Origin of the sequence: Bradyrhizobium sp. (genome assembly GCF_022844465.1) — a bacterium.
In the GTDB taxonomy this organism is placed as follows: Bacteria; Pseudomonadota; Alphaproteobacteria; order Rhizobiales; family Xanthobacteraceae; genus Bradyrhizobium.
The window spans coordinates 39,899-63,326 of sequence record NZ_JALHLP010000002.1; the positions used below are offsets into that span (position 1 = coordinate 39,899).

Below are 23,428 nucleotides of genomic sequence, written 5' to 3' on the forward strand. Positions count from 1 at the left end.
TATATCTTTTCAAGCCGGGTGAGCTCATGGACAGGCCGGAAAGCGCTACCGGGAACACCGCGCGGATGCGCGATCCCGTTTGCGGGATGCACGTCGATCCCCTGACCAGCAGGCACCGCTTCGACTACCGCGGCGAGACCTTCCATTTCTGTTCGGCGGGCTGCCGCACCAAGTTCGCCGCCGATCCCGTCGCCTGGCTGGAAAAGGACAAGCGGCCGCAGGCCGCGGCGCCGGAGGGCGCGATCTACACCTGCCCGATGCATCCGCAGATCCGCCAGGTCGGCCCGGGAAGCTGTCCGATCTGCGGCATGGCGCTGGAGCCTGAGGTCGCAAGCCTTGATGCGCCGGCCAACCCGGAGCTTGCGGACATGACGCGCCGGTTCTGGATCGGGCTCGTGCTCACGCTGCCGACGGTTGCGCTGGAAATGGGCGGCCATCTCGTCGGCGGTCACGGCTGGGTCGACCCAATCATGTCGAACTGGATTCAGCTCGTCTTCGCCACGCCCGCGGTGCTGTGGGCCGGCTGGCCGTTCTTCGTGCGCGGCTGGCAATCATTGCAGACCCGCAACCTCAACATGTTCACGCTGATCGCGATCGGCACCGGCGTCGCCTATGTCTACAGCGTCGTTGCAACCACCGCGCCCGGCAGTTTCCCGGCGGCTTTCCGCGGCCATGGCGGCGCGGTCGCGGTCTACTTCGAGGCGGCGGCGGTCATTACCGTGCTCGTGCTGCTCGGCCAGGTGCTGGAACTGCGCGCCCGCGAGGCGACTTCGGGCGCGATCAAGGCGCTGCTTCAGCTCGCGCCGAAAACCGCCCGCCGCATCGGCGACGATGGCGTCGATCATGAGGTGGCGATCGACACGCTTGTTGTCGGCGATCGCCTGCGGGTGCGGCCGGGCGAGAAGGTGCCGGTGGACGGCGTCATGCTCGAAGGCCGCTCCTCGCTCGATGAATCCCTGGTGACAGGCGAATCGATGCCCGTCTCCAAGGAAGCCGGCAGCAAGGTCATAGCAGGCACGCTCAACCAGTCCGGCGGATTCGTGATGCGCGCCGACAAGGTCGGGCGCGACACGCTGCTGTCGCAGATTGTCAGGATGGTGGCCGACGCCCAGCGCTCGCGCGCGCCGATCCAGGGGTTGGCCGATCAGGTTTCCGGCTGGTTCGTGCCTGTCGTCATGGTCGTGGCGGGGCTGGCCTTCGCCGCCTGGGCCTGGTTCGGGCCGGAGCCGCGGATGGCGTTTGGCCTAGTCGCCGCCGTCAGCGTGCTGATCATCGCCTGCCCCTGTGCGCTCGGCCTCGCCACGCCGATGTCGATCATGGTCGGCGTCGGCCACGGCGCGCAGGCCGGCGTGCTGATCAGGAACGCCGAGGCGCTGGAGCGCATGGAGAGGGTCGATACGCTGGTGGTGGACAAGACCGGCACCTTGACCGAGGGCAAGCCGAAGGTGGTCGCAACGGTTCCGACCGCGGGATTTGCGGAAGCCGATATTCTGCGGCTGGCCGCCAGCGTCGAGCGCGCCAGCGAGCATCCGCTGGCCGACGCCATTGTGCGGTCCGCCAAAGAACGCAATCTCGATCTCGCCACGGTGGAAGAGTTTGATTCGCCGACCGGCAGGGGCGCGACCGGCAAGGTCGACGGCAAGACCATCGTTCTCGGCAACGCGAATTTCCTGCAATCCCTTGGCATCGACGCCCGGTCCCTCGACGGCGCGGGCGAACGTTTGCGCGGTGAAGGCGCCACCGTCATTTATATCGCCATCGACGGCAAGCTTGCCGGGCTTTTCGCCATTGCCGATCCCGTGAAGGCGTCAACCCCGCAGGCGCTGGCGGCGCTGGCGGCCGAGGGCATCAGGGTCATCATGCTGACCGGCGACAACATGACTACAGCGAACGCCGTCGGCCGAAGCCTCGGCATCGCCGAGGTCGAGGCGGAAGTGCTGCCCGATCAGAAGAGCGCCGTGGTGGCGAGGCTGCAGAAGGCGGGCAGGATCGTCGCGATGGCCGGCGACGGCGTCAACGACGCCCCGGCGCTGGCCGCCGCCGACGTCGGCATCGCCATGGGCACCGGCACCGACGTCGCGATGGAAAGCGCCGGCGTCACGCTGCTGAAGGGCGATCTAACCGGCATCGTCCGCGCCCGCCGGCTGTCGCAGGCGACCATGCGCAACATCAGGCAGAACCTGTTCTTTGCGTTCATCTACAACGCCGCCGGCATCCCGATCGCCGCAGGCATCCTCTATCCCAGTTTCGGCCTGCTGCTGTCGCCGATCATCGCCGCCGCGGCGATGGCGCTGTCCTCGGTCAGCGTCGTCGGCAACGCCCTGCGGCTGCGGATGACGCGGCTGTAACAACTTGATGTGCGTCAAGGCTACGGCCTGCGTTGGGGCTATACTTTTCAATGAAATGCTGAACCCGCTATGGGAGTTTTGGTCATGACGCGATTGACGATGGCGACGGCTCTCACGCTCGCGGCGCTTGCGGTTCCGGCATCGGCGCAGGCCCCGGCCGGACATGATCACTCCCACGCCGCGGACAGCGGAAAATCAACTCCGGCGACACCGGCACCGGCGCCGGGCCCGTCGGCCAATGCCGCGCCGCAAGGCGGCGCCGGCATGATGGGCGGCATGGGCGACATGCCGATGATGAGCATGATGAAGGACATGAGGGAGATGATGAGTAACATGTCCATGATGCACTCCATGGACATGATGCAGCGGATGGGCATGATGGGCCCGGGCATGGGCGGCATGGCGACCGTGGATCGCATCGAAGGCCGCATCGCTTTTCTGCGCGCCGAACTCAAGATTACCGACCCGCAGGCAAGCGCCTGGAACGGCTTTGCGGACGCGTTGCGTGCGAATGCAAGAAAGCTTGCCGACGCTCGCGCGGCGATGACACCCAAAGGCGATGCATCGGCGGCTACCGTGACCGCGCGTCTTGAACTCCAGGAGCGATGGCTGGTCGCGCAGCTCGATGGCCTGCGCGCGATGAAATCCGCCTTCGCCAAACTGAACGAGGCCCTGTCTGACGATCAGAAGAAGGCGGTCGATGACCTCCTCGCCCCGCACATGGGCTTCGGCATGGGCGCGATGGCAATGATGCCGGCGCAAGGCGGAATGCCTGGCATGGGCATGGGCATGGGCAGGAAATAATAAGCGCTGACGATCAGAGTCAGGGTCAAGCCACCCTGGCCGCCGTCCCGCGCGGCAGCCCGGCCCGCGCCAGGCCGCCATACAACGCCTCTTCAGGCATTTCCGATTTCAGGATTCCGCGCACCGCGATCAGCTTCTCGATGTCGATGCCGGTCGCAAAGCCCTTGCTCTCGCACAGGAACGCCAGGTCCTCGAACACCACATTGCCGGTCGCGCCCGGCGCGAACGGGCAGCCGCCGAGCCCGCCCAGCGAGCCGTCGAGCACGCGCGCGCCGGCGTCGAGCGCGGCGGAGGCGTTGGCGACGCCCATCCCCCTGGTATCGTGCAGATGGATGCAGATCGGCTTTGCGCCGGCGATCTTCACCGCCGCCGCGGTCAGTTCGCCGACCTGCTTCGGGCCGGCATAGCCGACGGTGTCGGCAATCGCGACCATGTCGACCCCGGCCTCGAACAGTTTTTCGGTCAGTCGCAGCACTTCTTTCGGATCGACCGCGCCGACGATCGAACAGCCCAGCGCCATCGAGATCGCGGCATTAACCACCGGCCGGTGCGCGCTGGCGTCGCGCAGTTCGCACAGCCGCCTGACATTGGCGATCGCCGATTCGCGCGAACGGTTGGCGTTGGCCTGGCTGTGCTCCTCGGTGGCCGAAACCACCGACGCCACTTCGGCGACTCCCGAGGCCAGCGCCTCGTTGACGCCGCGCTCGTTCAATGTCAGCGCGATGCCGTAGGCGCCGGGCAGCGATGCTGCGGTCGCGATGATGTCGCGCACGTCGGCGAACTGCGGAAAGGTCTTTGCCGGCAGGAACGAGCCGACCTCGAAGTGCCGCACGCCCGCGGCGTACTCCTCGCGCATCCAGCGCTGCTTGGCCGCGGTGGACGGGAATTTCTTCACGAGCTGCAGCCCGTCGCGCAGGCCTACCTCGCGCAGCACGATTCTGTTGTCGGGATAGATTTCGTTGACGCGGGTCATGCTGGCCTCATGCGGCGTTGGTTTTTTGCAGGCGGGGTTCGCTGTTCGAGTTCGGCGCGGACGGCCTCGGTATCGGCGCCGAGCACCGGCACGCGCAGTCCTTCACCGATATTGCCGCCATTCCACTCCACCGGCAATGCGGGAACGCGGAACGGCGCGCCATCGGCGTTGAAATTCTGCACCAGCCCGCCCGGCCGCAGCACATGGGGATCGTGCAGCAGATCTTCGGGCCGATTGATCGGGGAATAGGCGATGTGCAGCGCATCGAGCCTGGCGGAGAGATCGGCCATCTTCCATTGCCCGATCACGTCGGCGACGCGTGGAATGATCCTGCCGCGCGCCAGGATCCGGTCGGTGGTGTTGCGCAGGTTCGGATCGTCGGCGAATTCCTGCAGGCCGAATTCGCGGCAGAAGCTCCGCCAATGGCCCTCGGTGACGACGGCGATGAAGATGCGGTCGCCGTCCGCGGTATCGAAGATGTCGTAGATCGGCCAGGCGTGCTCGCGCTCCGGCATCGAGCGCGGCTTGCGGCCGGTCATCTCATGTTCGACCATGTGCTGGGCCACCAGGAACAGGCAGTTCTCGAACAGGCCGATGCGGATGTCGGCGCCCTCCGTGTGGCCGCCGCGCTTCTGGTAGAGCGCGGCAAGGATCGCGATGGCGCCGAACATGCCGCCCATGATGTCGTTGGCGGAAGAGCCGACGCGTTGCGGCTTCTCGCGCGTGCCGGTCATGGCGGCCAGGCCCGACATCATCTGCACCACCTCGTCGAGCGCCGGGCGATGCTCGTAGGGGCCGGACAGAAACCCCTTGTGGCCGGCGACGATCAGATGCGGGTGGCGGCGGCGCAGCTCTTCGGCGCCGAGCCCCTGCTTGTCGAGCTGGCCGTCGCGAAAGTTCTCCAGGAACACGTCGGCGCTGTCGAGCAGCCGATGCATGGTTTCGCGGTCCTGCTCCACCGCCAGATCGAGCACCACGCTGCGTTTTCCCCGGTTGAACAGCGGGAAGAACGAGATTCCCATGCCGCCGAGCGATCGGGTCTTGTCGCCGACGGGCGGCTCGACCTTGATCACCTCGGCGCCGAGCTGGGCGAGGATCATGCCGCAGGTCGGACCCATCACCATATGGGTCATCTCGACGACCCGCACGCCGTCCAGCGGCATTCCCGTCCCGGCCATCGCAGCGCGCTCCCCTTAACCAGCCATTTCTCTTGCGGCGGAGACTACGGCTTTGACACGCCCCGGGAAAACATAATCTGCCGAAAGGCGCATTCACTGCTGCATAACGCAAATGCAATTCATGCGCCGCCCGCGCCTGCGCGGCGCCCTATCCGGCCTTGGCCCTTGCCGAAGGGCTGCCGCGTGTCTACCTCTCGCGAGAGTTTTCCACGCGAGGTCACCGCCATGCTGGACGCCGCCATCAAGGCGCTTTCGCAGATCCTGTCGCCGCCGATGCGCACCATCCTGTGGCGCTCGGTCGGGCTTGCGCTGGTGCTGGTCGCGGTGCTGGCCATCGGCCTGCAGCGCGCCTTGAGCTGGTTTGCCGAATCCGGCGAGGTCTGGGCCGAGGCGATGCTGGGGCCGGGCTTCCAGACCTCGCTCAACGTGCTGTCCTGGATCATCTCGATCGCCGCCGGCCTCGGCGTCGTCCTCGGCGCCATTTTCCTGATGCCGGCGGTGACTTCGCTGGTGGCGAGCGTATTCGTCGACGACGTCGCCGAGCATGTCGAGCGCGCGCATTATCCGGCGGAGCGCCCCGGCGACGCGCTGCCGCTCGGCGTCGCGATCCCCGAAGGGGTCAAGACCGCGCTGCTGACGATCCTGGTCTACCTGGTCGCCTTGCCCTTCGTGCTGTTCGCAGGCGCCGGCTTTTTGATTTTCTTCTTCGCCACCGCCTGGCTGCTCGGCCGCGAATATTTCGAGCTCGCGGCGATGCGCTTCCGCTCGCCCGCCGAGGCCAAGGCGATGCGCAAAGACCATGCCGGGATCATCTTCACCGCCGGCCTGTTCATCGCGGCGTTCGTCTCGATCCCGATCGTCAACCTGGCGACGCCGCTGTTCGGCATGGCCTTCATGGTCCACATGCACAAGCGCCTCTCCGGCCCGCGCCCGGAACTGATCGAGCCGGCGCGGAAACCGGGTATGCCGGTGGCGTGACTCCCCCTCGCCCCGCTTGCGGGGAGAGGGTCGGGGTGAGGGGCTCTCACCGCGAGCGTGATCTGTCGATCGAACTGTACCCCCTCACCCGGATCGCAAGAGCGATCCGACCTCTCCCCGCAAGCGGGGCGAGGTAAGAAAGCCTCACACCGTCTTTTCCGGCCACCGGCAGAGATCGCTGATCACGCACGCCTCGCAGCGCGGCTTGCGGGCGAGGCAGGTGTAGCGCCCATGCAGGATCAGCCAGTGGTGGGCGTGCAGCATGAATTCCGCCGGGATGATTTTCTCCAGCCCCAATTCGACCGCGAGCGGCGTGTCGCCGGGCGCGAGGCCGGTGCGGTTGCCGACGCGGAACACATGCGTATCCACCGCCATGGTGTGTTCGCCAAAGGCCATGTTGAGCACGACATTGGCGGTCTTGCGCCCGGCGCCCGGCAGCGTCTCGATCTCGGCGCGCGTGCGCGGCACCTCGCCGCCGAACTCGGCGATCAGCTTTTCCGACAGCGCGATGACGTTCTTCGCCTTGTTGCGGTAGAGCCCGATGGTCTTGATGTAGTCGCGCAGCTTCTCCTCGCCGAGCGCCAGCATCTTCGCCGGCGTGTCGGCGACCGCAAACAGCGGCCGCGTCGCCCTGTTGACGCCGGCGTCGGTCGCCTGCGCCGACAGCACCACGGCGACCAAGAGCGTGTAGGGATTGAGATGTTCGAGCTCGCCCTTGGGCTCGGGATTGGCGTCACGGAACCGGCTGAACGCTTCATGGACCTCCGCCGCCGTCCAGGGTTTCGGCCCAGCTGGTTTTTTCGCAACCCGTTTCGGCAGCGCGCTCGCGGCGGGCTTTGCCGATTTTTTCGGCGCGGCCGGCAGCCGGGATTTCTCGACGCGGACGGGACGGATGATTTTGGCCATGATCCGGATATACTGATACGCGATGATCGCAAGCAACGACTTTGATCCGGAGCCGGGCCAGCCGACGCTGTTTTCGGCGCGGCTGACGCCGCACCGCTCGCTCAGCCACACCGGCTTCCTGGTGCTGATGGCGTTTCTCAGTGTCGTCAGCTTTGCCGCCGGCACCGCGTTCTGGCTGATGGGCGCCTGGCCGGTGCTCGGCTTTTTCGGCCTCGACCTGCTCGTGATCTGGTGGGCGTTCCGGGTCAATTTTCGCAGTGCTGCCGCCACCGAAGACATCATGGTGACGCCGTCGGAATTGCGGGTGCGCCGGGTCAGCCATCGCGGCCAGGTCGCGGAGTGGACGCTCAATCCGCTCTGGGTGCAGCTGGAGCAGACCGGCGACCCCGAATTCGGCATCGAGCGGCTTTATCTGGTCTCCCGCGGCCGCCGGGTCTCGGTCGGCTATTTCCTGGGGCCCGATGAAAAGGCAAGTTTTGCCAAGGCGTTATTGGCTGCGTTGCACGCCGCCAAACGCGGCGTTTCCTATAACCCGGCCGGCTGACACGTCCGCACCCGAAAACGCGGCCTTGTCAGAAATCGGGTGGCTTGAACCCCGCGCGCCCTCTAAACCAGACCCCATGATGATCACAGCCCTCCATGACCAGCGCCTGACCAGGCCCGGCCCCCAGCACGCCGCGCTGCGCGACTACGATTCGGTGCGGCGCGCCATCGCCTTCATCTCGGAGCACTGGCGCAGCCAGCCGACCATCGAGGCGATGGCGGATGCCGCCGCCGTGACGCCGGATGAATTGCACCATCTGTTTCGCCGCTGGGCCGGGCTGACGCCCAAGGCATTCATGCAGGCGCTGACGCTCGACCACGCCAAGGGCCTGCTGCGCGATTCCGCCAGCGTGCTCGACGCTGCGCTCGACTCCGGATTGTCAGGCCCCGGCCGGCTCCACGATCTCTTCGTCACCCATGAGGCGATGTCGCCGGGCGAATGGAAGAACGGCGGCGCGGGGATGACGCTGCGCTTCGGGTTCCACGCCTCGCCATTCGGCGCCGCGATCGTGATCGCCAGCGATCGCGGCCTGGCGGGGCTCGCCTTTGCCGACCCCGGCGAGGAGCCGGCGGCGCTCGCCGACATGAAGCGACGCTGGCCGAACGCGACCTATGTCGAGGACCACGACGGCACGGCAGCGCTGGCGCAGCGCATCTTCGACACTGATCTGTGGCGGCCGGACCAGCCGCTGCGGGTGGTGCTGATCGGCACCGACTTCGAGGTGCGGGTGTGGGAGACGCTGTTGAAGATCCCGATGGGCCGCGCGGTCTGCTATTCCGACATCGCCAGCAAGATCAGCAAGCCGAAGGCTTCGCGCGCGGTCGGCGCTGCGGTCGGAAAGAATCCGGTGTCCTTCGTGGTGCCCTGCCACCGCGCGCTCGGCAAGGGCGGCGCGCTGACCGGCTATCACTGGGGCATCACCCGCAAGCAGGCGATGCTGGGCTGGGAAGCCGGCCAGGTCGGGATGCATTGAGGGTGGATGATCGAATGCGCAGATCGTAGCGCGGATTGTAGGGTGGGCAAATCGTATGCGTGCCCACCATTTCATTTCGCTCGCGCCAGTGGATAGATGGTGGGCACGGCGCTAACGCGCCTTTGCCCACCCGCACGCCCTACGATCTGTACCATCACCCCGCCAGGTCGAGCTTCGAGGCCACCGTCGAATCCGCGTTGAGGCGGTAGATCACCGGCGCGCCGGTGGCGAGTTCGCGCTTCAATATCTGCTCCGGCGAGAGCTTTTCCAGCACCATGATCAGCGCCCGCAGCGAATTGCCGTGGGCGGCGACCAGGGTGCGCTCGCCGCGCAGCACGCAGGGCAGGATCTCCTGGACGTAATAGGGCAGCGCGCGCGCCAGCGTGTCCTTCAGGCTCTCGCCGCCTGGCGGCGGCACGTCGTAGGAACGCCGCCAGATCAGCACCTGCTCCTCGCCCCATTTCTTGCGGGCGTCGTCCTTGTTGAGGCCGGACAGATCGCCATAGTCGCGCTCGTTGAGCGCGAGGTGTTTGTGCGTCTTCAGTTCGGTCTGGCCGATCTCGGCCAGCATCAGTTCGAGCGTGCGCTGCGCGCGGGTCAAGACCGAGGTAAAGGCGATGTCGAACGACAGCCCCTGCGCCTTCAGCTTGCGGCCGGCCTCGCTGGCTTCAGCGACGCCCTGCGCGGTGAGGTCGGGGTCCTTCCAGCCGGTGAACAGGTTCTTCAGGTTCCATTCGCTCTGGCCGTGGCGCACGAGCACGAGAAGGCGGTCGCTCATTCCGGGATTCCGTTTTGGGTTCGGGAAACAAACAATATCAGGATTCAGAAAGCCCTAGCACGTCGGCCATGGAGTAAAGGCCGGGCTGCTTGCCATGGGCCCAGAGCGCGGCCTTCAGCGCGCCGTGCGCGAAGATCATGCGGTCCTCGGCTTGGTGCGACAGCGTGATCCGCTCCGAGGGTCCGGCAAAGATCACGCTGTGGTCGCCGGCCGCGGTGCCGCCGCGCAGCGAGGCGAAGCCGATATCGCCCGCACGCCGCGCGCCGGTATGGCCGTCGCGGCCGCGCGCCGAATGGGCATAGAGGTCGATGCCGCGGCCGCTTGCGGCGGCCTCGCCCAGCATCAAGGCGGTGCCCGACGGCGCGTCGATCTTGGCCTTGTGATGCATCTCGAGAATTTCGATGTCGAAATTCTCGTCGAGCGATCGCGCGACCCGCTTGACCAGCGCCGCCAGCAGATTGACGCCGAGGCTCATATTGCCCGACTTCACCACGATGGCGCGCGAGGTGACGCTCTTGATCACGGCATCGTCCGACGACGACAGCCCGGTGGTGCCGATGATGTGCACCAGCTTGCGCTCGGCGGCGATGGCGACATTGGCGATGGTGGCGCCGGGGACGGTAAAATCCAGAATGCCGTCGGCCTCGGCCGACAGCGACCACAGATCGGCCGAGAGCTTGACGCCGTTGGCCGAAAGCCCGGCGAGCAGGCCGGCATCCTTGCCCAGCAATTCCGAACCCGGCGCCTCCAGAGCGCCGGTCAGCACCGCGCCCGGGGTCTCCGAAATGACGCGCACCAGCGCACGCCCCATCCGGCCGCCGGCTCCCGCAACGATCAATCGCATGTCGGCCATGGCTTTCCCTCTCAACGCCCTATAGCGGGAGCGACCCGTTCCGGCAACCGATCAGGCCCAGCGCTCAGGGTTGCGGGCCGTCATAGCCTTCGATGATGATGAGCTCGGCCAGCGAATGCGGCTGGCGGACCTTGATATTGGCCTGATATTCCGGCGACTGGTAGCAGGCCAGCGCTTTCTCGTAGCTGTCGAACTCGATCACGACGTTGCGCGACCGGCTTTGGCCCTCGGGCGCGGTGAACTTGCCGCCGCGCACCACGTAGCGGCCGCCGAACTTCTTGAAGATTGCAAGATTGGCCGCCGCATACGGCTTGTAGCCGTCATCATTGTGCACATCGACCCGCGCGACCCAGTATCCCTTCGCCATCTTCATTCTCCCTTTCGTTCAGGCCAAGGCCTGGTTGATCTCGGCCTGGATCGCCTCCGCCGCCGCCCTGGGGTCGGCGGCTTCGGTGATGGGGCGTCCGACCACCAGATAGTCCGCGCCCGCGGCAATCGCCCGCGCCGGCGTCATGATACGCTTCTGGTCGCCCCTTGCAGCACCCGCGGGCCGGATGCCCGGCGTCACCAGCTTCATCCGATGGCCGACGATCCTGCGCAACGACGCCGCCTCTTCCGGCGAACTCACCAACCCGTCGACGCCGAGCACCAGCGCCTGCTGGGCGCGCGCCTCGACCAGGTCCGACACGCCGAGGCGATAGCCGGCAGCATGCAGGTCGCCGTCGTCATAGGAGGTAAGAACGGTGACGGCGAGAATCCTCAGGCCGGATCCGGCGCGCGCCTCGACCGCGGCCTTCATGGTCTGCGGATAGGCGTGGACGGTGAGGAAGGTGGCGCCGAGTTTGGCCACACTCTCGACGCCGCGCGCCACCGTGTTGCCGATGTCATGCAGCTTGAGGTCGGCGAACACCTGCTTGCCTGACTTCACCAGCTGGCCGGCCAGCGGCAGGCCGCCGGCATAGGCCAGTTGATAGCCGATCTTGTAGAAGCTGACGCTGTCGCCAAGCCGCGCGACCAGCGCTTCCGCTTCCGCAACGCCCGGCAGATCAAGCGCCACGATCAGCCGGTCCCTTGGCGCTATGTTGGCTGGCTGCATCTCACCTCACATCATGCGTTGGGAAATGTCGATCAGCTGCCGCGCCATCGCCTTCAGCGCCTCGGCGTCGGCGGCGTTCTTCAGGTGGTCCATCTCGTCATAGGCCTCGTTGGCGAACGGCAGCGCGAACTGGTCCGCTATCACGGTGGCATGACAGGCCGACAGGATCAGCCGCAGCGCCGCCAGCGCGCGGACGCCGCCGAGCCTTCCGCTGGAGGCGGAAGCGACCGCAAACGCCCGCTCGCGGAAAACCTGGCCGCGAATCTCGTGCGCGTCCTGCACCCGGCTCAGCCAGTCGATCGTGTTCTTGACCAGCGCCGGCACCGAGGAATTATGCTCCGGTGTCACGATCAGGACGCCATGATGGGCCGCCATCATGCGCTTGAGGTTGACGGCGTGCTTGGGCACGCCGGACTTGGCCTGCAGGTCGCCGTCATAGATCGGCAGCGGAAAATCGGCGAGCGAGATGCGGGTGACCTCGGCGCCCGATCGCGCCAGCTCATGCGCGGCGACCGCCGCCAGCCTCGCGTTGAGCGAGCCGGTGCGCAGCGATCCCGGGATCACGAGAATTTTCAGCGCGGACATATCGTAGAAACCGCGTTCGGGGCGGCCCGCGACGGCGCAGGACGGCTCAGCCCTTGCGATACACCCAGACGCGGGCGGGCGGAAGGTTCATCCAGATCCGCTCGGACGCTTCGGTGGACACGCCCGGCAGCGACTTCGGAATCGGCGGCGCGACCGAATAGGTGAATTGCACGAATGGCGCGCCCGGCGTCAGCGCCGCGAACGCATCGCGGATCAGCCTCAACCGCGTCAGCATCGGCTTGGTCACCAGCGGCAGGCCGGACACCACGGCGGATGCGGGGGTTTTCAGGACGCCCCAGAGCGAGTCCCGCAGCGCATAGGCATCGCCCTGCACCACCTGGGCTTGCGGATAACGCTCGCGCAGCAGCGCGCAGAAGCCCGGATTGTACTCGACCAGCACCAGCCGCTTCTGATCGACGCCGCGCTCGATCAGCGCATTGGTGATCGCGCCGGTGCCGGGCCCGAGTTCGACGACCGGACCCTCGGAATTGACGTCGACATATTGCGCCATGGTCCGGGCCAGCACCCGGCTCGAGGGCATCACCGCGCCCATGTGAAGCGGTTTTTCAATCCACGACCTGATGAAGCGAACCTCATCGTCAAGACGAAGCGGTTTCTTCAGCGCGCGCGCGGAGGATTGCAGAGGCATTTCGCTACCAGGCGGGGCCGCAAATTAAGCGGGATTGTCAGAAAACGGTCATAAAGAGGTATAGGTCCAAGCCGGCACGGTCAAGCGAATCGGCGGCGTCGCATCCGCGTCCGTGTTGGTGCTTTTTTGAGACATAGCGGCCTGCGCGAAGGCGATTATGCGCCAATCCGCGACGCAACCAGAGGCGGCGCAATCATGAACCCGCGCGGGCGCCAAAGAAATCCTTAACCTTGGTGAAGAAGCCGGCCGCTTCCGGCTGGGTGACGCCGGACGACAATTTTTCGAACTCTGACAGCAATTCCTGCTGCTTCCTGGTCAGATTCTGCGGCGTCTCGACCATCACCTGGACATACATGTCGCCGGTTTGGCGCGAACGAAGCACCGGCATTCCTTTTGACGCAATGCGGAAACGGCGGCCGGACTGCGTGCCCGCCGGCACTTTCACCTTGGTCTTGCCCTTGTCGATGGTCGGGACCTCAAATTCGCCGCCGAGGGCGGCGGCCACCATCGAGATCGGGACCCGGCAATGCAGGTCGGCGCCATCGCGCTGGAAAAACTCGTGCGTCGCCAGCGACAGGAAAATATAGAGATCGCCGGGCGGCCCGCCGCGAACGCCGGCCTCGCCTTCGCCGGCCAGGCGAATCCGCGTGCCGTCTTCGACGCCTTGCGGAATGTTGACCGACAAGGTCCGGTCGCGAGTCACCCGCCCCGAACCGCCGCAACCCGGACAGGCATCCTCGATCATCTGCCCACGACCCTGACAGCCGGGGCAGGTCCGCTCCAGCGTGAAGAAGCCTTGCGCCTGCCGCACACGGCCAGCCCCGCCGCAGGTCGAACAGTTCTTCGGCTTGGTGCCGGCCTTGGCGCCGGTGCCCGAACACGGCTCGCAGGTGACCGAAACCGGAATCTCGATCTGCGCGGTCTTGCCGAGATAGGCGTCCTCGAGCGTGATCTCCATGTTGTAACGCAGGTCGGCGCCGCGCTCGCGGCCGCCGCCGCGCCCGCGTTGCCCGGCCATGCCGAACAAATCCTCGAAAATATCCGAGAATGACGAGGCGAAGCCGGCGCCGAAACCGGGACCGCCGCCGCCGGTGCCCTGCTCGAACGCGGCATGGCCGTAGCGGTCATAGGCGGCGCGCTTGTCGCCGTCCTTCAGCACTTCGTAGGCTTCGTTGATTTCCTTGAACTTCACTTCGCTGCTGGCGTCGCCCGGATTCTTGTCCGGATGCCACTTCATCGCGAGCTTGCGGAACGCCGCCTTGAGTTTGGATTCGTCCGCGGTCCGCTCGACTTCCAGGGTTTCGTAGTAGCAGCGCTTGGTGGACATCCGTCAAACCCGCCCGAAGTTCATCTTCATTCCACAGGAATCGCCCTGGCGAAAGATGCCGCTTTCGGCTTAACGAAAAATGACCCCCATCCATCGAACGCAATCTGCGCGCGCTGCTGGACGAGGGTCATGATCGAAAGCCCGCTTTAAGCCGACTTCTTGTTGTTCTTGTCGTCGTCGACCTCGGTGAACTCGGCGTCGACCACGTCATCCTTGGCGGCGTCCTTCTTGGCGTCCGCTTCGGCCTGCTGCCTGTACATCGCCTCGCCGAGCTTCATCGACGCCTGCGCCAGCGTGCTGGTCTTGGCCTTGATGGCTTCGGCGTCGTCGCCCTTCAGCGCTTCCTTGAGGTCGCTGACCGCGTCCTCGATGGCCCGGCGCTCGGCATCTTCGACCTTCGAGCCGTGCTCGGCCAGCGCCTTTTCGGTGGAATGCACCAGCGCGTCGGCATGGTTCTTGGCATCGACCGCCTCGCGGCGCTTCTTGTCCTCGGCCGCATTGGCCTCGGCGTCCTTGACCATCTTCTGGATGTCGGCTTCCGACAGGCCGCCCGACGCCTGGATCCGGATCTGCTGCTCCTTGCCGGTCGCCTTGTCCTTGGCGGACACGTTGACGATGCCGTTGGCGTCGATGTCGAAGGTCACCTCGATCTGCGGCATGCCGCGCGGCGACGGCGGAATGCCCATCAGGTCGAACTGGCCCAGCACCTTGTTGTCGGCCGCCATCTCGCGCTCACCCTGGAACACGCGGATGGTGACCGCGTTCTGGTTGTCCTCGGCGGTCGAGAACACCTGGCTCTTCTTGGTCGGGATCGTGGTGTTGCGGTCGATGATGCGGGTGAACACGCCGCCCAGCGTCTCGATTCCGAGCGAGAGCGGAGTGACGTCGAGCAGCAGCACGTCCTTGACGTCGCCCTGCAATACGCCGGCCTGGATCGCCGCGCCGATGGCGACCACTTCGTCCGGGTTGACGCCCTTGTGCGGCTCCTTGCCGAACAGCTGCTTCACGACTTCCTGGACCTTCGGCATGCGGGTCATGCCGCCGACCAGCACCACTTCGCCGATCTCGGCGGCGGTGAGCCCCGCATCCTTCAGCGCCTTGCGGCACGGCTCGATCGTCTTCTGGACCAGATCATCGACCAGCGCCTCGAACTTGGCGCGCGTCAGCTTCATGGTCAGATGCTTCGGCCCGGACTGGTCGGCGGTGATGAAGGGCAGGTTGATTTCGGTCTGCGTGGTCGAGGACAACTCGATCTTGGCCTTTTCGGCGGCCTCCTTCAGCCGCTGCAGCGCCAGCTTGTCGTTACGCAGGTTGATGCCCTGCTCCTTCTGGAACTCGTCGGCCAGGTAGCTGACCAGGCGCATGTCGAAATCTTCGCCGCCGAGGAAGGTGTCGCCGTTGGTGGACTTCACTTCGAACACGCCGTCGCCGATTTCAAGAATCGAGACGTCGAAGGTGCCGCCGCCGAGGTCGTACACCGCGATCGTGCCTGCCTTGGTCTTGTCGAGACCGTAGGCTAGCGCCGCTGCCGTCGGCTCGTTGATGATGCGCAGCACTTCGAGCCCTGCGATCTTGCCGGCGTCCTTGGTGGCCTGACGCTGGGCGTCGTTGAAATAAGCGGGGACGGTGATGACCGCCTGCTCGACCTTGTGGCCGAGATGGGCTTCCGCGGTCTCCTTCATCTTCTGCAGGATGAAGGCGGAGACCTGCGAGGGCGAATAAGTCTTGCCGTCGGCCTCGACCCAGGCATCGCCATTCGACGCCTTCATGATCTTGTAGGGGACGAGCTTCTTGTCCTTCTCGACCATCGGGTCGTCGTAGCGGCGGCCGATCAGGCGCTTCACCGCGAAGAACGTCCGCTCGGGATTGGTCACCGCCTGACGCTTGGCGGGCTGGCCGACGAGGCGCTCGCCGTCATCGGTGACGGCGACGATCGACGGCGTGGTGCGCATGCCCTCCGCGTTCTCGATGACTTTCGCAGTCTTGCCGTCCATTACGGCCACGCACGAATTCGTGGTGCCGAGATCGATCCCAATGACCTTTCCCATGGTCCTCATATCCTTCTTGTTGCGGCAGGTTGGCCGGGCCCTGAACGGCGCACCTGACCGAACCCCCAACGTTCAAATACTCGCGATATTGCGACGATGAGCCTCATATAGGAGGGGGGGTCGGGCCTGCAAGGACCGGGCGCAACCTTGAGGCCTGAAAAGGCTGACGTTTGAAAGATAGCGTCAGCAGGACGGGGACGGCCGTGCTTGATTCGGCGGCGTTAAGAGATCGGCAAGGGTTGGACGGCGCCAACGCGATCGCGCAGGCCCGCGGCCGGCCGCGGCGCAAAGAGCGAACCGCAACCCCCGAGGCGATTTGGGCAGACGCGGTATTTGGCCGCTGCGCGCGCCTCAAAAAAGCGCGAAGGCCGGGCGCAAATCCCCGGAAACGACGAGGTTTCGGCGCATTACCGGGCGGTCGGCGCTTGCCCCGGCCTGTTGCGCGGACCCTAGAACCGCTAAAAGCCGTCCGGCTGAAACCTCAATAGTTCGCTGCGCCGGCCGATCCGTGAACGGCCGCGATGCAAACCCGGTAGATCCGCAAATGAAGCCAGTTCGATACCTTGCCGCGTTCGCCGTCCTCGTTGCCGCCGCATCTTCCGCGTTCGCGGCCGACCCGGTCTATCCGCCGGGCGCCAGGGTCGGCATGACGCCGCTGGTCGGCCTCAACAAGGCCAAAACTTTCACGGGATTCGAGACCGAGGACCAGGGCGTCAAGGTGCTGGTGACGGACCTGCCCGCCGAGGCCTATGGCGAAGTCGCCAATGCCTTCAAGGGTAACCCCGGCGGGACCGGCGGCATCAAGCCGGAAAGCATCGAGACCGCGGCGGGGCTTGCCTACTACACCGTGGAAAGCGGCAAGGACGGCGCCAACAATGTGCGGCGCTATTCGATGATCCTGCCGGGCCCCAGCTTCTCCGGCTATGTCGCCATGCAGGTGCCGGAAAACGCCGCGCGAATCTATAACGACGAGGCGGTGCGCCGGATGTTCGCATCCGCCGTGGTCCGCAACGAGGTCCCGGTCGAGGAGCAGCTTGGATTGCTGCCGTTCAGGATCGGCGAACTTTCCGGTTTCAAGAACGTCCGCACCCTGGCGCCGGGCGCCGCCCTCATCATCGCCGACGGCGACGAAAAGACCGGGTTCGAGGTCTCGCCATTCATGATCATCGGCCTGATCGGCCAGACCGCGGCCACGCCCGACGACCGCGGCCGCTTCGCCCAGCAGATCGCGGCCACGATTCCCGGCGTGCGCGACGGCCGGATCACGATGTCCGAGCCGATGCGCATCGACGGCCAGCCCGGATACGAGACCCGGATCGACGCCACCAGCGGCAAGGACAATACGCCAGTGACCATCGTGCAGTGGCTGCGGTTCGGCGGCAAGACTTCGCTGCGCATCATCGGCTCTTCGCCGCGCGAGGAATGGCCGAAGGCATTCCCGCGCTTCCGCGCCGTGCGCGACGGGATTGCGCCGCGCTCCTGATCGCCATTTGCCAGGCCACGGCTGTAATTTCGGGCTTTCGCGCCGCCGCCGATGCCATTAGCTTTTCGCCGGTCGGGTTCACCACCGGGGAGATGCACCATGGTTACGCGCAGGCTGGTTCTGACGGGTCTCGGCGGGACGTCGATCGCCGCTTTATTCCCGAATGCAGTATGGGCTGCGCCGATCAAGCCTGATGCGGCGTCGGCGCTGCTGGTCATCGACGTCCAGAACTGTTTTCTGCCGGGCGGCAGCCTTGCCGTCAAAGACGGCGAGCAGGTCGTTCCGCTCATCAACCGCATCGCCAAGGGCTTTGCCAATGTGGTGCTGACGCAGGACTGGCATACGGCCGGCCACGTCTCCTTCGCCTCCTCGCATGCCGGCAAGAAGCCGTTCGAGACCGTCGGCCTGGCTTACGGCCAGCAGGTGCTGTGGCCCGATCACTGCGTGCAGGGCACCGAGGGCGCGGCACTGTCAAAGGATCTTTCGATCCCGCAGGCCGGGCTGATCATCCGCAAGGGTTTCCACAAGGACGTCGACAGCTATTCGGCCTTCACCGAGGCCGACGGCAAGACCACGACCGGGCTCGCCGCCTATCTGAAGGCGCGCAAGGTGAAGCGGCTGTTCCTGGCCGGGCTCGCCACCGACTTCTGCGTCGCCTGGAGCGCGCTCGACGCCCGCAAGGCCGGCTTTGAAACCTATGTGATCGAGGACGCCTGCCGCGGCATCGACACAAAGGGCTCGCTCGCCAAGGCCTGGGCCGACATGACCAAGGCCGGCGTCAAGCGGATCAAGTCGGGGGATATCGCGGTCTAGGGCGCGTTCTCTCCTGCCGGCGTTCCGGAGCTACGCCAGGTTCCTCATCAGTTTTTCGATGTAATTGTTCACGGTATCCGCAAAGCCGAGTTGGGAACCGAAATCGGCTTCTCGCGCGACTGCGTCGCGATCGGCCTGCACGACTGACCGCACGTTGCTTAGGGATTCCTTTTGCCGCGACGCTGGAGTTGCAGCCATTAGCTCATCGATGGCCTTTTCGGCCAACGGGATGCCGTCGGTTTGGCCGTCCGCGATCAGATGCCGCAAAACGGAAGCGCATTTATCGACGTGTTCCATTTCGTCAATATGAGGCTTGAGCAGAACACTTTCCAGCCCCCACGGCGGCTACCATTGAAACGGCGCCGGACAGCCCATCTCAGATTGCCGCGTCTGCCGGCGGCGCCTTCGTGCCGCCCTTGGCGATGCCGACCAGCGCCGGGCGCAGGATGCGATCGCCGATCATGAAGCCGGCCTGCACGACCTGAACCACCGTCCCCGGTGCGACGGACTCATCGGGCACCTCGTACATCGCCTGCTGGAAGTTCGGGTCGAACTTCTCGCCCGAGGGATCGAACTTCCGCACCCCGTTCTTCTCCAGCGTGTTGAGCAGCGAGCGCTCGGTCAGCTCGACGCCCTCGATGAAGGCCTTGATGCCGGGATCGGCGGCCGCCTTGGCCTCGGGTGGAATGGCGTCCAGCGCGCGCTGCAGATTGTCGGCGATATCGAGGATGTCGCGCGCAAAGCCGGTGATGCCGTAGATCTTGGAATCGGCGACCTCGCGCCGCGTGCGCTGGCGCAGGTTCTCCATTTCCGCCAGCGTCCGCAGCATCTTGTCCCGCGTCTCGGCCACCTCCTTGGTCAAGGCCTCCAGCGATCCTTCCTCGGGATCGTCAGGCATGATGTAGGGTTTTGAAACCACGGGCTCGCCGGTCTCGCCCGCTTTCGCCGCGTCGTTGGCCGGCTGGTTCGGATCGGTCATGAGGCTGCCTTCTCAAAAAATATGTCGGGTTCGATGGGGATTTGCTGGGCGGGATATCGTGCTTTGGCGGCCGAAAATCAAGCGCTACATGGCGTTTTCGAGCGAAGCGGGCGGCGGTTCGCGTGAAGAAAACGCGTCAGAACGAGGAGGTCTGGATCAGGCTTGATCGGGGGCCGATCAGCCGCCCAGCATCCGGCTGACGATCCGGGCGGCGTAGTCCACCGTCGGAATCACCCTGGCGTAGTTCAGCCGGGTCGGCCCGATGACGCCGAGAACGCCGACGATGCGGCCGCTGGCGTCGGTGTAGGGGGCGATGATGGTGGAGGAGCCGGACAACGAAAACAGCTTGTTCTCCGAGCCGATGAAGATTCGCACGCCTTCGGCGCGCTCGGCCCGGCCCAACAGATCGATCACGCCGCGCTTGGTTTCGAGGTCGTCGAACAGCGACTTGACGCGCTCGAGATCCTCCAGCGCGTGCAGATCTTCCAGCAGATTGGCGTGGCCGCGCACGATCAGCTGCCGGTCCTCGCTCTCGCCGCCGGACCAGCTGGCGATGCCGGCCGCGATCACCTTCTGCGTCAGCTGGTCGAGCTCGACGCGGCTCTGCGCCAGCGCGGTTTCCAGCTCGAGCCGGGCTTCGGCCAGCGTCCGGCCGCGAATCCGCGCATTGAGGAAATTGCCGGCTTCGGTCAGCGCCGAGGGTGGCACGCCGGGCGGCAGCGGCAACACCCGGTTCTCGACCTGGCCGTCTTCGCCGACCAGCACCACCAGCGCGCGTTCCGGCTCCAGCCGGACGAATTCGATGTGCTTGAGCCGCGAATTGGACTTGGCGGTCAGCACCACGGCGGCGGCGCGGGTCAGGCCGGAAAGCCGCGTCAGCGCCTCGCCAAGCGCCGCCTCGACCGATTGCGCCCGACCGACCGAGGCGAGCTGGGTCTGGATCTGCTCCCGCTCGGGTTCGGTGAGGTCACCGACCTGCATCAGCGCGTCGACAAAAAAGCGCAGTCCGAGTTCGGTGGGCAGCCGCCCGGCCGAGGTGTGCGGGGCGTAGATCAGCCCGAGTTGCTCGAGGTCCGACATCACGTTGCGGACCGAGGCCGGCGACAGCGGCATCGCGATCAGGCGGGAGATGTTGCGCGAACCGACGGGTTCCCCGGTCGTGAGATAGCTCTCGACGATCTGGCGAAAAATGTCGCGCGAGCGCTCGTTGAGTTGGGCCAGCCCGGCATTCGGGGCGATCAGGCCGATTGGATCGTGGTGGGCCACCGATTCCTCCTCGCAACGTCCCTAATCTGTCTATCCGGACCGCCGATGACAAGCGAGCCTTGCCGCCGGCAAATCGGGGCAAAAGCCCTTGCCGCTAGTCATTCCCCCTCCTAAAAGCACCGCAACCGGATTTTTTCCCGATTTCGAAAGGACTTCCCATGCGGCCAAGCCGCCGTGCGCCCGATCAGTTGCGCCCCGTGTCGCTGGAACGCGGCGTCGTCAAATACGCCGAAGGCTCCTGCATGGTTAAGTTTGGCGACACCCATGTGCTGGTCACCGCGACGCTGGAAGAGCGGCTGCCGCCCTGGCTCAAGGGCCAGGGCCGCGGCTGGGTCACGGCCGAATACGGCATGCTGCCGCGCGCCACGCTGGAGCGCACCCGCCGCGAGGCCGCCACCGGCAAGCAGGGCGGCCGAACCGTCGAGATTCAACGGCTGATCGGCCGGTCCTTGCGCGCCGCGGTCGACCTGCAGGCGTTCGGCGAGCGCCAGATCACGGTCGATTGCGACGTGATCCAGGCTGATGGCGGCACCCGCACCGCCGCCATCACCGGCGCCTGGGTGGCGCTGGCCGACTGCATCGGCTGGATGAAGACCCGCAACATGCTGAAGGCCAATGTGCTGCGCGACAACGTCGCGGCGATCTCCTGCGGCATCTACAACGGCACGCCGGTGCTCGACCTCGACTATGCCGAGGATTCCGAGGCCGAGACCGACGCCAATTTCGTCATGACCGGCGATGGCCGTATCATCGAGGTGCAGGGCACCGCCGAGAAGACCCCGTTCTCGGAAGCCGAGTTCCTGGCGCTGATGGCGCTGGCGCGCGCGGGCGTCGCGCGGCTGGTGGATTTGCAGAAGATGGCGGTGGCGTGATTACAGAGGTCGTGCCCGGGCTTGACCCGGGCACCCAGGACTTTCCTGATCTCACGACTTCCTTCATTTCAAGACGTGGATGGCCGGGACAGGCCCGGCCATGTCAGAGCAAGAAATTTCCATGGCTCAGCACCGTCGAATCACAGGCCGGCTGGTGATCGCGACCCACAATCCCGGCAAGCTCGCCGAGATGCGGGAGTTGCTGGCGCCGCACGGGATCGAGGCGATCTCCGCCGGCGAACTCCGCCTCGGCGAACCCGAGGAAACCGGCGACAGCTTTCGCGCCAACGCCGCGATCAAGGCGATCGCGGCGGCGAACGCCGCGCAGCTGCCGGCCTTCGCCGACGATTCCGGCCTCGTGGTCGATGCCCTGGACGGCGCGCCCGGAATCTACTCGGCGCGCTGGGCCGGCGAGGGCAAGGATTTCATGGCTGCGATGAGCCGGATCGAGCGGCTGCTGCAGGAGCGCGGCGCCACCTCGCCCACGCAGCGCAAGGCGCATTTCGTCTCGGCGCTGTGCGTCGCCTGGCCCGACGGCCATATTGAAGAGGTCGAGGCGCGCGCCGACGGAACGCTGGTCTGGCCGCCGCGCGGCAGCGCCGGATTTGGCTACGACCCGGCGTTCCTGCCCGACGGCCACGACAGGACCTTTGGCGAGATGACCTCGATCGAGAAGCACGGCCTGCCGCCGCTCGGGCTTGGCCTGTCGCACCGCGCGCGGGCTTTCGTCAAACTGGCGGAGATCTGCCTTGACTAGTGAAGAGCGCCCCCACCCTAACCTCAAGAGCGAGCTTCGCTCGTCTCGGCCCCCGCGCGCGGGGGAGGGAGAACAACAAGCCTTCGGCGTCTACCTGCACTGGCCGTTCTGCCTGTCGAAATGCCCGTATTGCGATTTCAACAGCCACGTCCGCCATGCGCCGATCGACGAGGAACGCTTCGCCCGCGCCTTTGCCCGCGAGATCGAAACCACGGCGTCGCGCGCGCCGGGCCGAACCGTCACCTCGATCTTTCTCGGCGGCGGCACGCCGTCGCTGATGCAGCCCAAAACCGTCGGCGCCGTCCTGGATGCGATCGGAAAAAACTGGCGCGTCGCCGACAACGCCGAAGTGACGCTGGAGGCCAACCCCACCAGCGTCGAGGCCACCCGGTTTCGCGGCTACCGTACCGCCGGCGTCAACCGCGTCTCGCTCGGCGTGCAGGCGCTGGATGACGGTTCGCTGAAAGCCTTGGGGCGATTGCACAGCGCGCGCGAGGCGCTGGACGCGGTCAAGATCGCGCGCACCGCGTTCGATCGCTATTCGTTCGACCTGATCTACGCCCGCCCCGACCAGACGCCACAAGCATGGGCCGATGAACTCAAGCTCGCGATTTCGGAAGCCGCCGAACATCTGTCGCTCTATCAGCTCACGATCGAGGAAGGCACGCCGTTCTTCGGCCTGCACGCCGCTGGCAGACTGAAGACGCCGGATGAAGCGCTCGCCCGCACGCTCTATGACGTGACGCAGGAAGTCTGCGCGCAGCACGGCCTGCCCGCCTACGAGATTTCCAACCACGCCCGCCCGGGCGCCGAATGCCGGCACAACCTTCTCTACTGGCGCGGCCAGGAATATGCCGGCATCGGCCCCGGCGCGCATGGAAGGCTCGACATCGACGGCACCAGGCACGCGGTCGCAACCGAGAAGCGGCCCGAGGCCTGGCTGATGCGGGTCGAGGCCAACGGCCACGGCGTGATCACCGACGACCGCCTCAACAGCGAGGAGCGCGCCGACGAATTCCTGCTGATGGGGTTGCGGCTCGCCGAGGGTATCGATCCCGACCGCTACGAAGCGCTGTCCGGCCGCGCGCTCGATCCGGAGCGGATCGCCGTGCTGCGCGAGGACGGCGCCATCGTCATCGACGCCGACGGCCGGCTGCGGGTGACGCAGGCCGGCTTTCCCGTGCTCGATGCGGTGGTGGCGGATCTTGCGGCGTAAGA

At 66.0% G+C, this 23,428-nt stretch carries 24 protein-coding genes; 10 read left to right on the forward strand and 14 right to left on the reverse strand.

Annotated features, from left to right (window positions below; all coding sequences use genetic code 11):
- Nucleotides 1-26 precede the first annotated feature (26 nt).
- Together Q0D31_RS06445 and Q0D31_RS06450 are read left to right on the forward strand one after the other, a co-directional pair.
- The gene (locus Q0D31_RS06445) at nt 27-2,348 is read left to right on the forward strand and encodes a heavy metal translocating P-type ATPase (protein ID WP_291847076.1); all 2,322 of its coding nucleotides are present in this window, start codon (nt 27-29) and stop codon (nt 2,346-2,348) included.
- Between the two features lie 264 nt (nt 2,349-2,612).
- Nucleotides 2,613-3,152, forward strand: coding sequence for a Spy/CpxP family protein refolding chaperone (locus Q0D31_RS06450; RefSeq protein ID WP_291847092.1), 540 nt, complete (start codon nt 2,613-2,615; stop codon nt 3,150-3,152).
- Nucleotides 3,153-3,177: 25 nt separating this feature from the next.
- Here the strand turns inward: Q0D31_RS06450 and Q0D31_RS06455 are convergent, their stop codons facing one another.
- Together Q0D31_RS06455 and Q0D31_RS06460 are read right to left on the reverse strand one after the other, a co-directional pair.
- Entirely contained in the window at nt 3,178-4,125 is a 948-nt protein-coding gene (locus tag Q0D31_RS06455) for a hydroxymethylglutaryl-CoA lyase (protein ID WP_291847095.1), read from the reverse strand.
- Nucleotides 4,122-5,303, reverse strand: coding sequence for a CoA transferase (locus tag Q0D31_RS06460; protein WP_291847098.1), 1,182 nt, complete (start codon nt 5,301-5,303; stop codon nt 4,122-4,124). Before Q0D31_RS06460 ends, Q0D31_RS06455 begins: the two co-directional genes overlap by 4 nt.
- Nucleotides 5,304-5,528: 225 nt before the next feature.
- Here Q0D31_RS06460 and Q0D31_RS06465 point away from each other — a divergent pair, with 225 nt between their 5' ends.
- Nucleotides 5,529-6,281: a sulfate transporter family protein gene (locus Q0D31_RS06465; RefSeq protein WP_291848134.1), complete on the forward strand. Its 753-nt coding sequence runs from the start codon at nt 5,529-5,531 to the stop codon at nt 6,279-6,281.
- Between the two features lie 144 nt (nt 6,282-6,425).
- On the opposite strand, the gene nth is transcribed toward Q0D31_RS06465, so the two are convergent.
- The gene (gene nth, locus Q0D31_RS06470; RefSeq protein ID WP_291847101.1) at nt 6,426-7,187 is read right to left on the reverse strand and encodes an endonuclease III; all 762 of its coding nucleotides are present in this window, start codon (nt 7,185-7,187) and stop codon (nt 6,426-6,428) included.
- Between the two features lie 22 nt (nt 7,188-7,209).
- Between nth and Q0D31_RS06475 the strand changes: the two genes are divergently transcribed.
- Entirely contained in the window at nt 7,210-7,731 is a 522-nt protein-coding gene (locus tag Q0D31_RS06475; protein ID WP_291847104.1) for a DUF2244 domain-containing protein, read from the forward strand.
- Nucleotides 7,732-7,807: 76 nt separating this feature from the next.
- The gene (locus tag Q0D31_RS06480; RefSeq protein WP_291847107.1) at nt 7,808-8,704 is read left to right on the forward strand and encodes a bifunctional helix-turn-helix domain-containing protein/methylated-DNA--[protein]-cysteine S-methyltransferase; all 897 of its coding nucleotides are present in this window, start codon (nt 7,808-7,810) and stop codon (nt 8,702-8,704) included.
- Between the two features lie 154 nt (nt 8,705-8,858).
- On the opposite strand, the gene Q0D31_RS06485 is transcribed toward Q0D31_RS06480, so the two are convergent.
- The 8 genes from Q0D31_RS06485 to dnaK form a co-directional block, all read right to left on the reverse strand.
- Complete coding sequence (locus tag Q0D31_RS06485; RefSeq protein ID WP_291847122.1) at nt 8,859-9,482, reverse strand: 2,3-bisphosphoglycerate-dependent phosphoglycerate mutase; 624 nt, start codon at nt 9,480-9,482, stop codon at nt 8,859-8,861.
- 37 nt (nt 9,483-9,519) lie between these two features.
- On the reverse strand, nt 9,520-10,335 hold the full coding sequence (gene dapB, locus Q0D31_RS06490) for a 4-hydroxy-tetrahydrodipicolinate reductase (RefSeq protein WP_291847154.1): 816 nt from the start codon (nt 10,333-10,335) through the stop codon (nt 9,520-9,522).
- Nucleotides 10,336-10,399: 64 nt separating this feature from the next.
- On the reverse strand, nt 10,400-10,702 hold the full coding sequence (locus tag Q0D31_RS06495) for a DUF1330 domain-containing protein (RefSeq protein WP_291847168.1): 303 nt from the start codon (nt 10,700-10,702) through the stop codon (nt 10,400-10,402).
- A gap of 18 nt (nt 10,703-10,720) precedes the next feature.
- Nucleotides 10,721-11,431, reverse strand: coding sequence for an orotidine-5'-phosphate decarboxylase (gene pyrF, locus Q0D31_RS06500; protein ID WP_291847170.1), 711 nt, complete (start codon nt 11,429-11,431; stop codon nt 10,721-10,723).
- Between the two features lie 6 nt (nt 11,432-11,437).
- Nucleotides 11,438-12,016, reverse strand: a complete 579-nt coding sequence (locus Q0D31_RS06505) for an NAD(P)H-dependent oxidoreductase (RefSeq protein ID WP_291847173.1) — start codon at nt 12,014-12,016, stop codon at nt 11,438-11,440.
- A gap of 46 nt (nt 12,017-12,062) precedes the next feature.
- The gene (locus Q0D31_RS06510; protein ID WP_291847177.1) at nt 12,063-12,665 is read right to left on the reverse strand and encodes an rRNA adenine N-6-methyltransferase family protein; all 603 of its coding nucleotides are present in this window, start codon (nt 12,663-12,665) and stop codon (nt 12,063-12,065) included.
- Nucleotides 12,666-12,858: 193 nt separating this feature from the next.
- Nucleotides 12,859-13,992, reverse strand: a complete 1,134-nt coding sequence (gene dnaJ, locus Q0D31_RS06515; protein WP_291847182.1) for a molecular chaperone DnaJ — start codon at nt 13,990-13,992, stop codon at nt 12,859-12,861.
- A 146-nt stretch (nt 13,993-14,138) separates the two neighbouring features.
- Nucleotides 14,139-16,040 (reverse strand): molecular chaperone DnaK, encoded by a 1,902-nt coding sequence (gene dnaK, locus Q0D31_RS06520; RefSeq protein ID WP_291847185.1) that lies wholly within the window; start codon nt 16,038-16,040, stop codon nt 14,139-14,141.
- 544 nt (nt 16,041-16,584) lie between these two features.
- Between dnaK and Q0D31_RS06525 the strand changes: the two genes are divergently transcribed.
- Nucleotides 16,585-17,523: a hypothetical protein gene (locus Q0D31_RS06525; RefSeq protein WP_291847188.1), complete on the forward strand. Its 939-nt coding sequence runs from the start codon at nt 16,585-16,587 to the stop codon at nt 17,521-17,523.
- Between the two features lie 99 nt (nt 17,524-17,622).
- Nucleotides 17,623-18,336: a bifunctional nicotinamidase/pyrazinamidase gene (pncA, locus tag Q0D31_RS06530; protein ID WP_291847189.1), complete on the forward strand. Its 714-nt coding sequence runs from the start codon at nt 17,623-17,625 to the stop codon at nt 18,334-18,336.
- A 30-nt stretch (nt 18,337-18,366) separates the two neighbouring features.
- Here the strand turns inward: pncA and Q0D31_RS06535 are convergent, their stop codons facing one another.
- The 3 genes from Q0D31_RS06535 to hrcA form a co-directional block, all read right to left on the reverse strand.
- Nucleotides 18,367-18,633, reverse strand: coding sequence for a hypothetical protein (locus Q0D31_RS06535; RefSeq protein WP_291847191.1), 267 nt, complete (start codon nt 18,631-18,633; stop codon nt 18,367-18,369).
- A 79-nt stretch (nt 18,634-18,712) separates the two neighbouring features.
- Entirely contained in the window at nt 18,713-19,315 is a 603-nt protein-coding gene (gene grpE, locus Q0D31_RS06540) for a nucleotide exchange factor GrpE (RefSeq protein ID WP_291847194.1), read from the reverse strand.
- A gap of 177 nt (nt 19,316-19,492) precedes the next feature.
- Nucleotides 19,493-20,581 carry a heat-inducible transcriptional repressor HrcA gene (gene hrcA / locus Q0D31_RS06545; RefSeq protein ID WP_291847197.1) on the reverse strand — a complete coding sequence of 363 codons (1,089 nt, stop codon included), beginning with the start codon at nt 20,579-20,581 and terminating at the stop codon, nt 19,493-19,495.
- Nucleotides 20,582-20,739: 158 nt separating this feature from the next.
- Between hrcA and rph the strand changes: the two genes are divergently transcribed.
- The 3 genes from rph (at nt 20,740) to hemW (ending at nt 23,426) form a co-directional block, all read left to right on the forward strand.
- Complete coding sequence (rph, locus tag Q0D31_RS06550) at nt 20,740-21,453, forward strand: ribonuclease PH (protein WP_291847199.1); 714 nt, start codon at nt 20,740-20,742, stop codon at nt 21,451-21,453.
- A 121-nt stretch (nt 21,454-21,574) separates the two neighbouring features.
- Complete coding sequence (gene rdgB, locus Q0D31_RS06555) at nt 21,575-22,210, forward strand: RdgB/HAM1 family non-canonical purine NTP pyrophosphatase (RefSeq protein ID WP_291847202.1); 636 nt, start codon at nt 21,575-21,577, stop codon at nt 22,208-22,210.
- Nucleotides 22,211-22,304: 94 nt separating this feature from the next.
- Nucleotides 22,305-23,426, forward strand: coding sequence for a radical SAM family heme chaperone HemW (gene hemW, locus Q0D31_RS06560; RefSeq protein ID WP_291848137.1), 1,122 nt, complete (start codon nt 22,305-22,307; stop codon nt 23,424-23,426).
- The last annotated feature ends 2 nt before the right edge of the window (nt 23,427-23,428 follow it).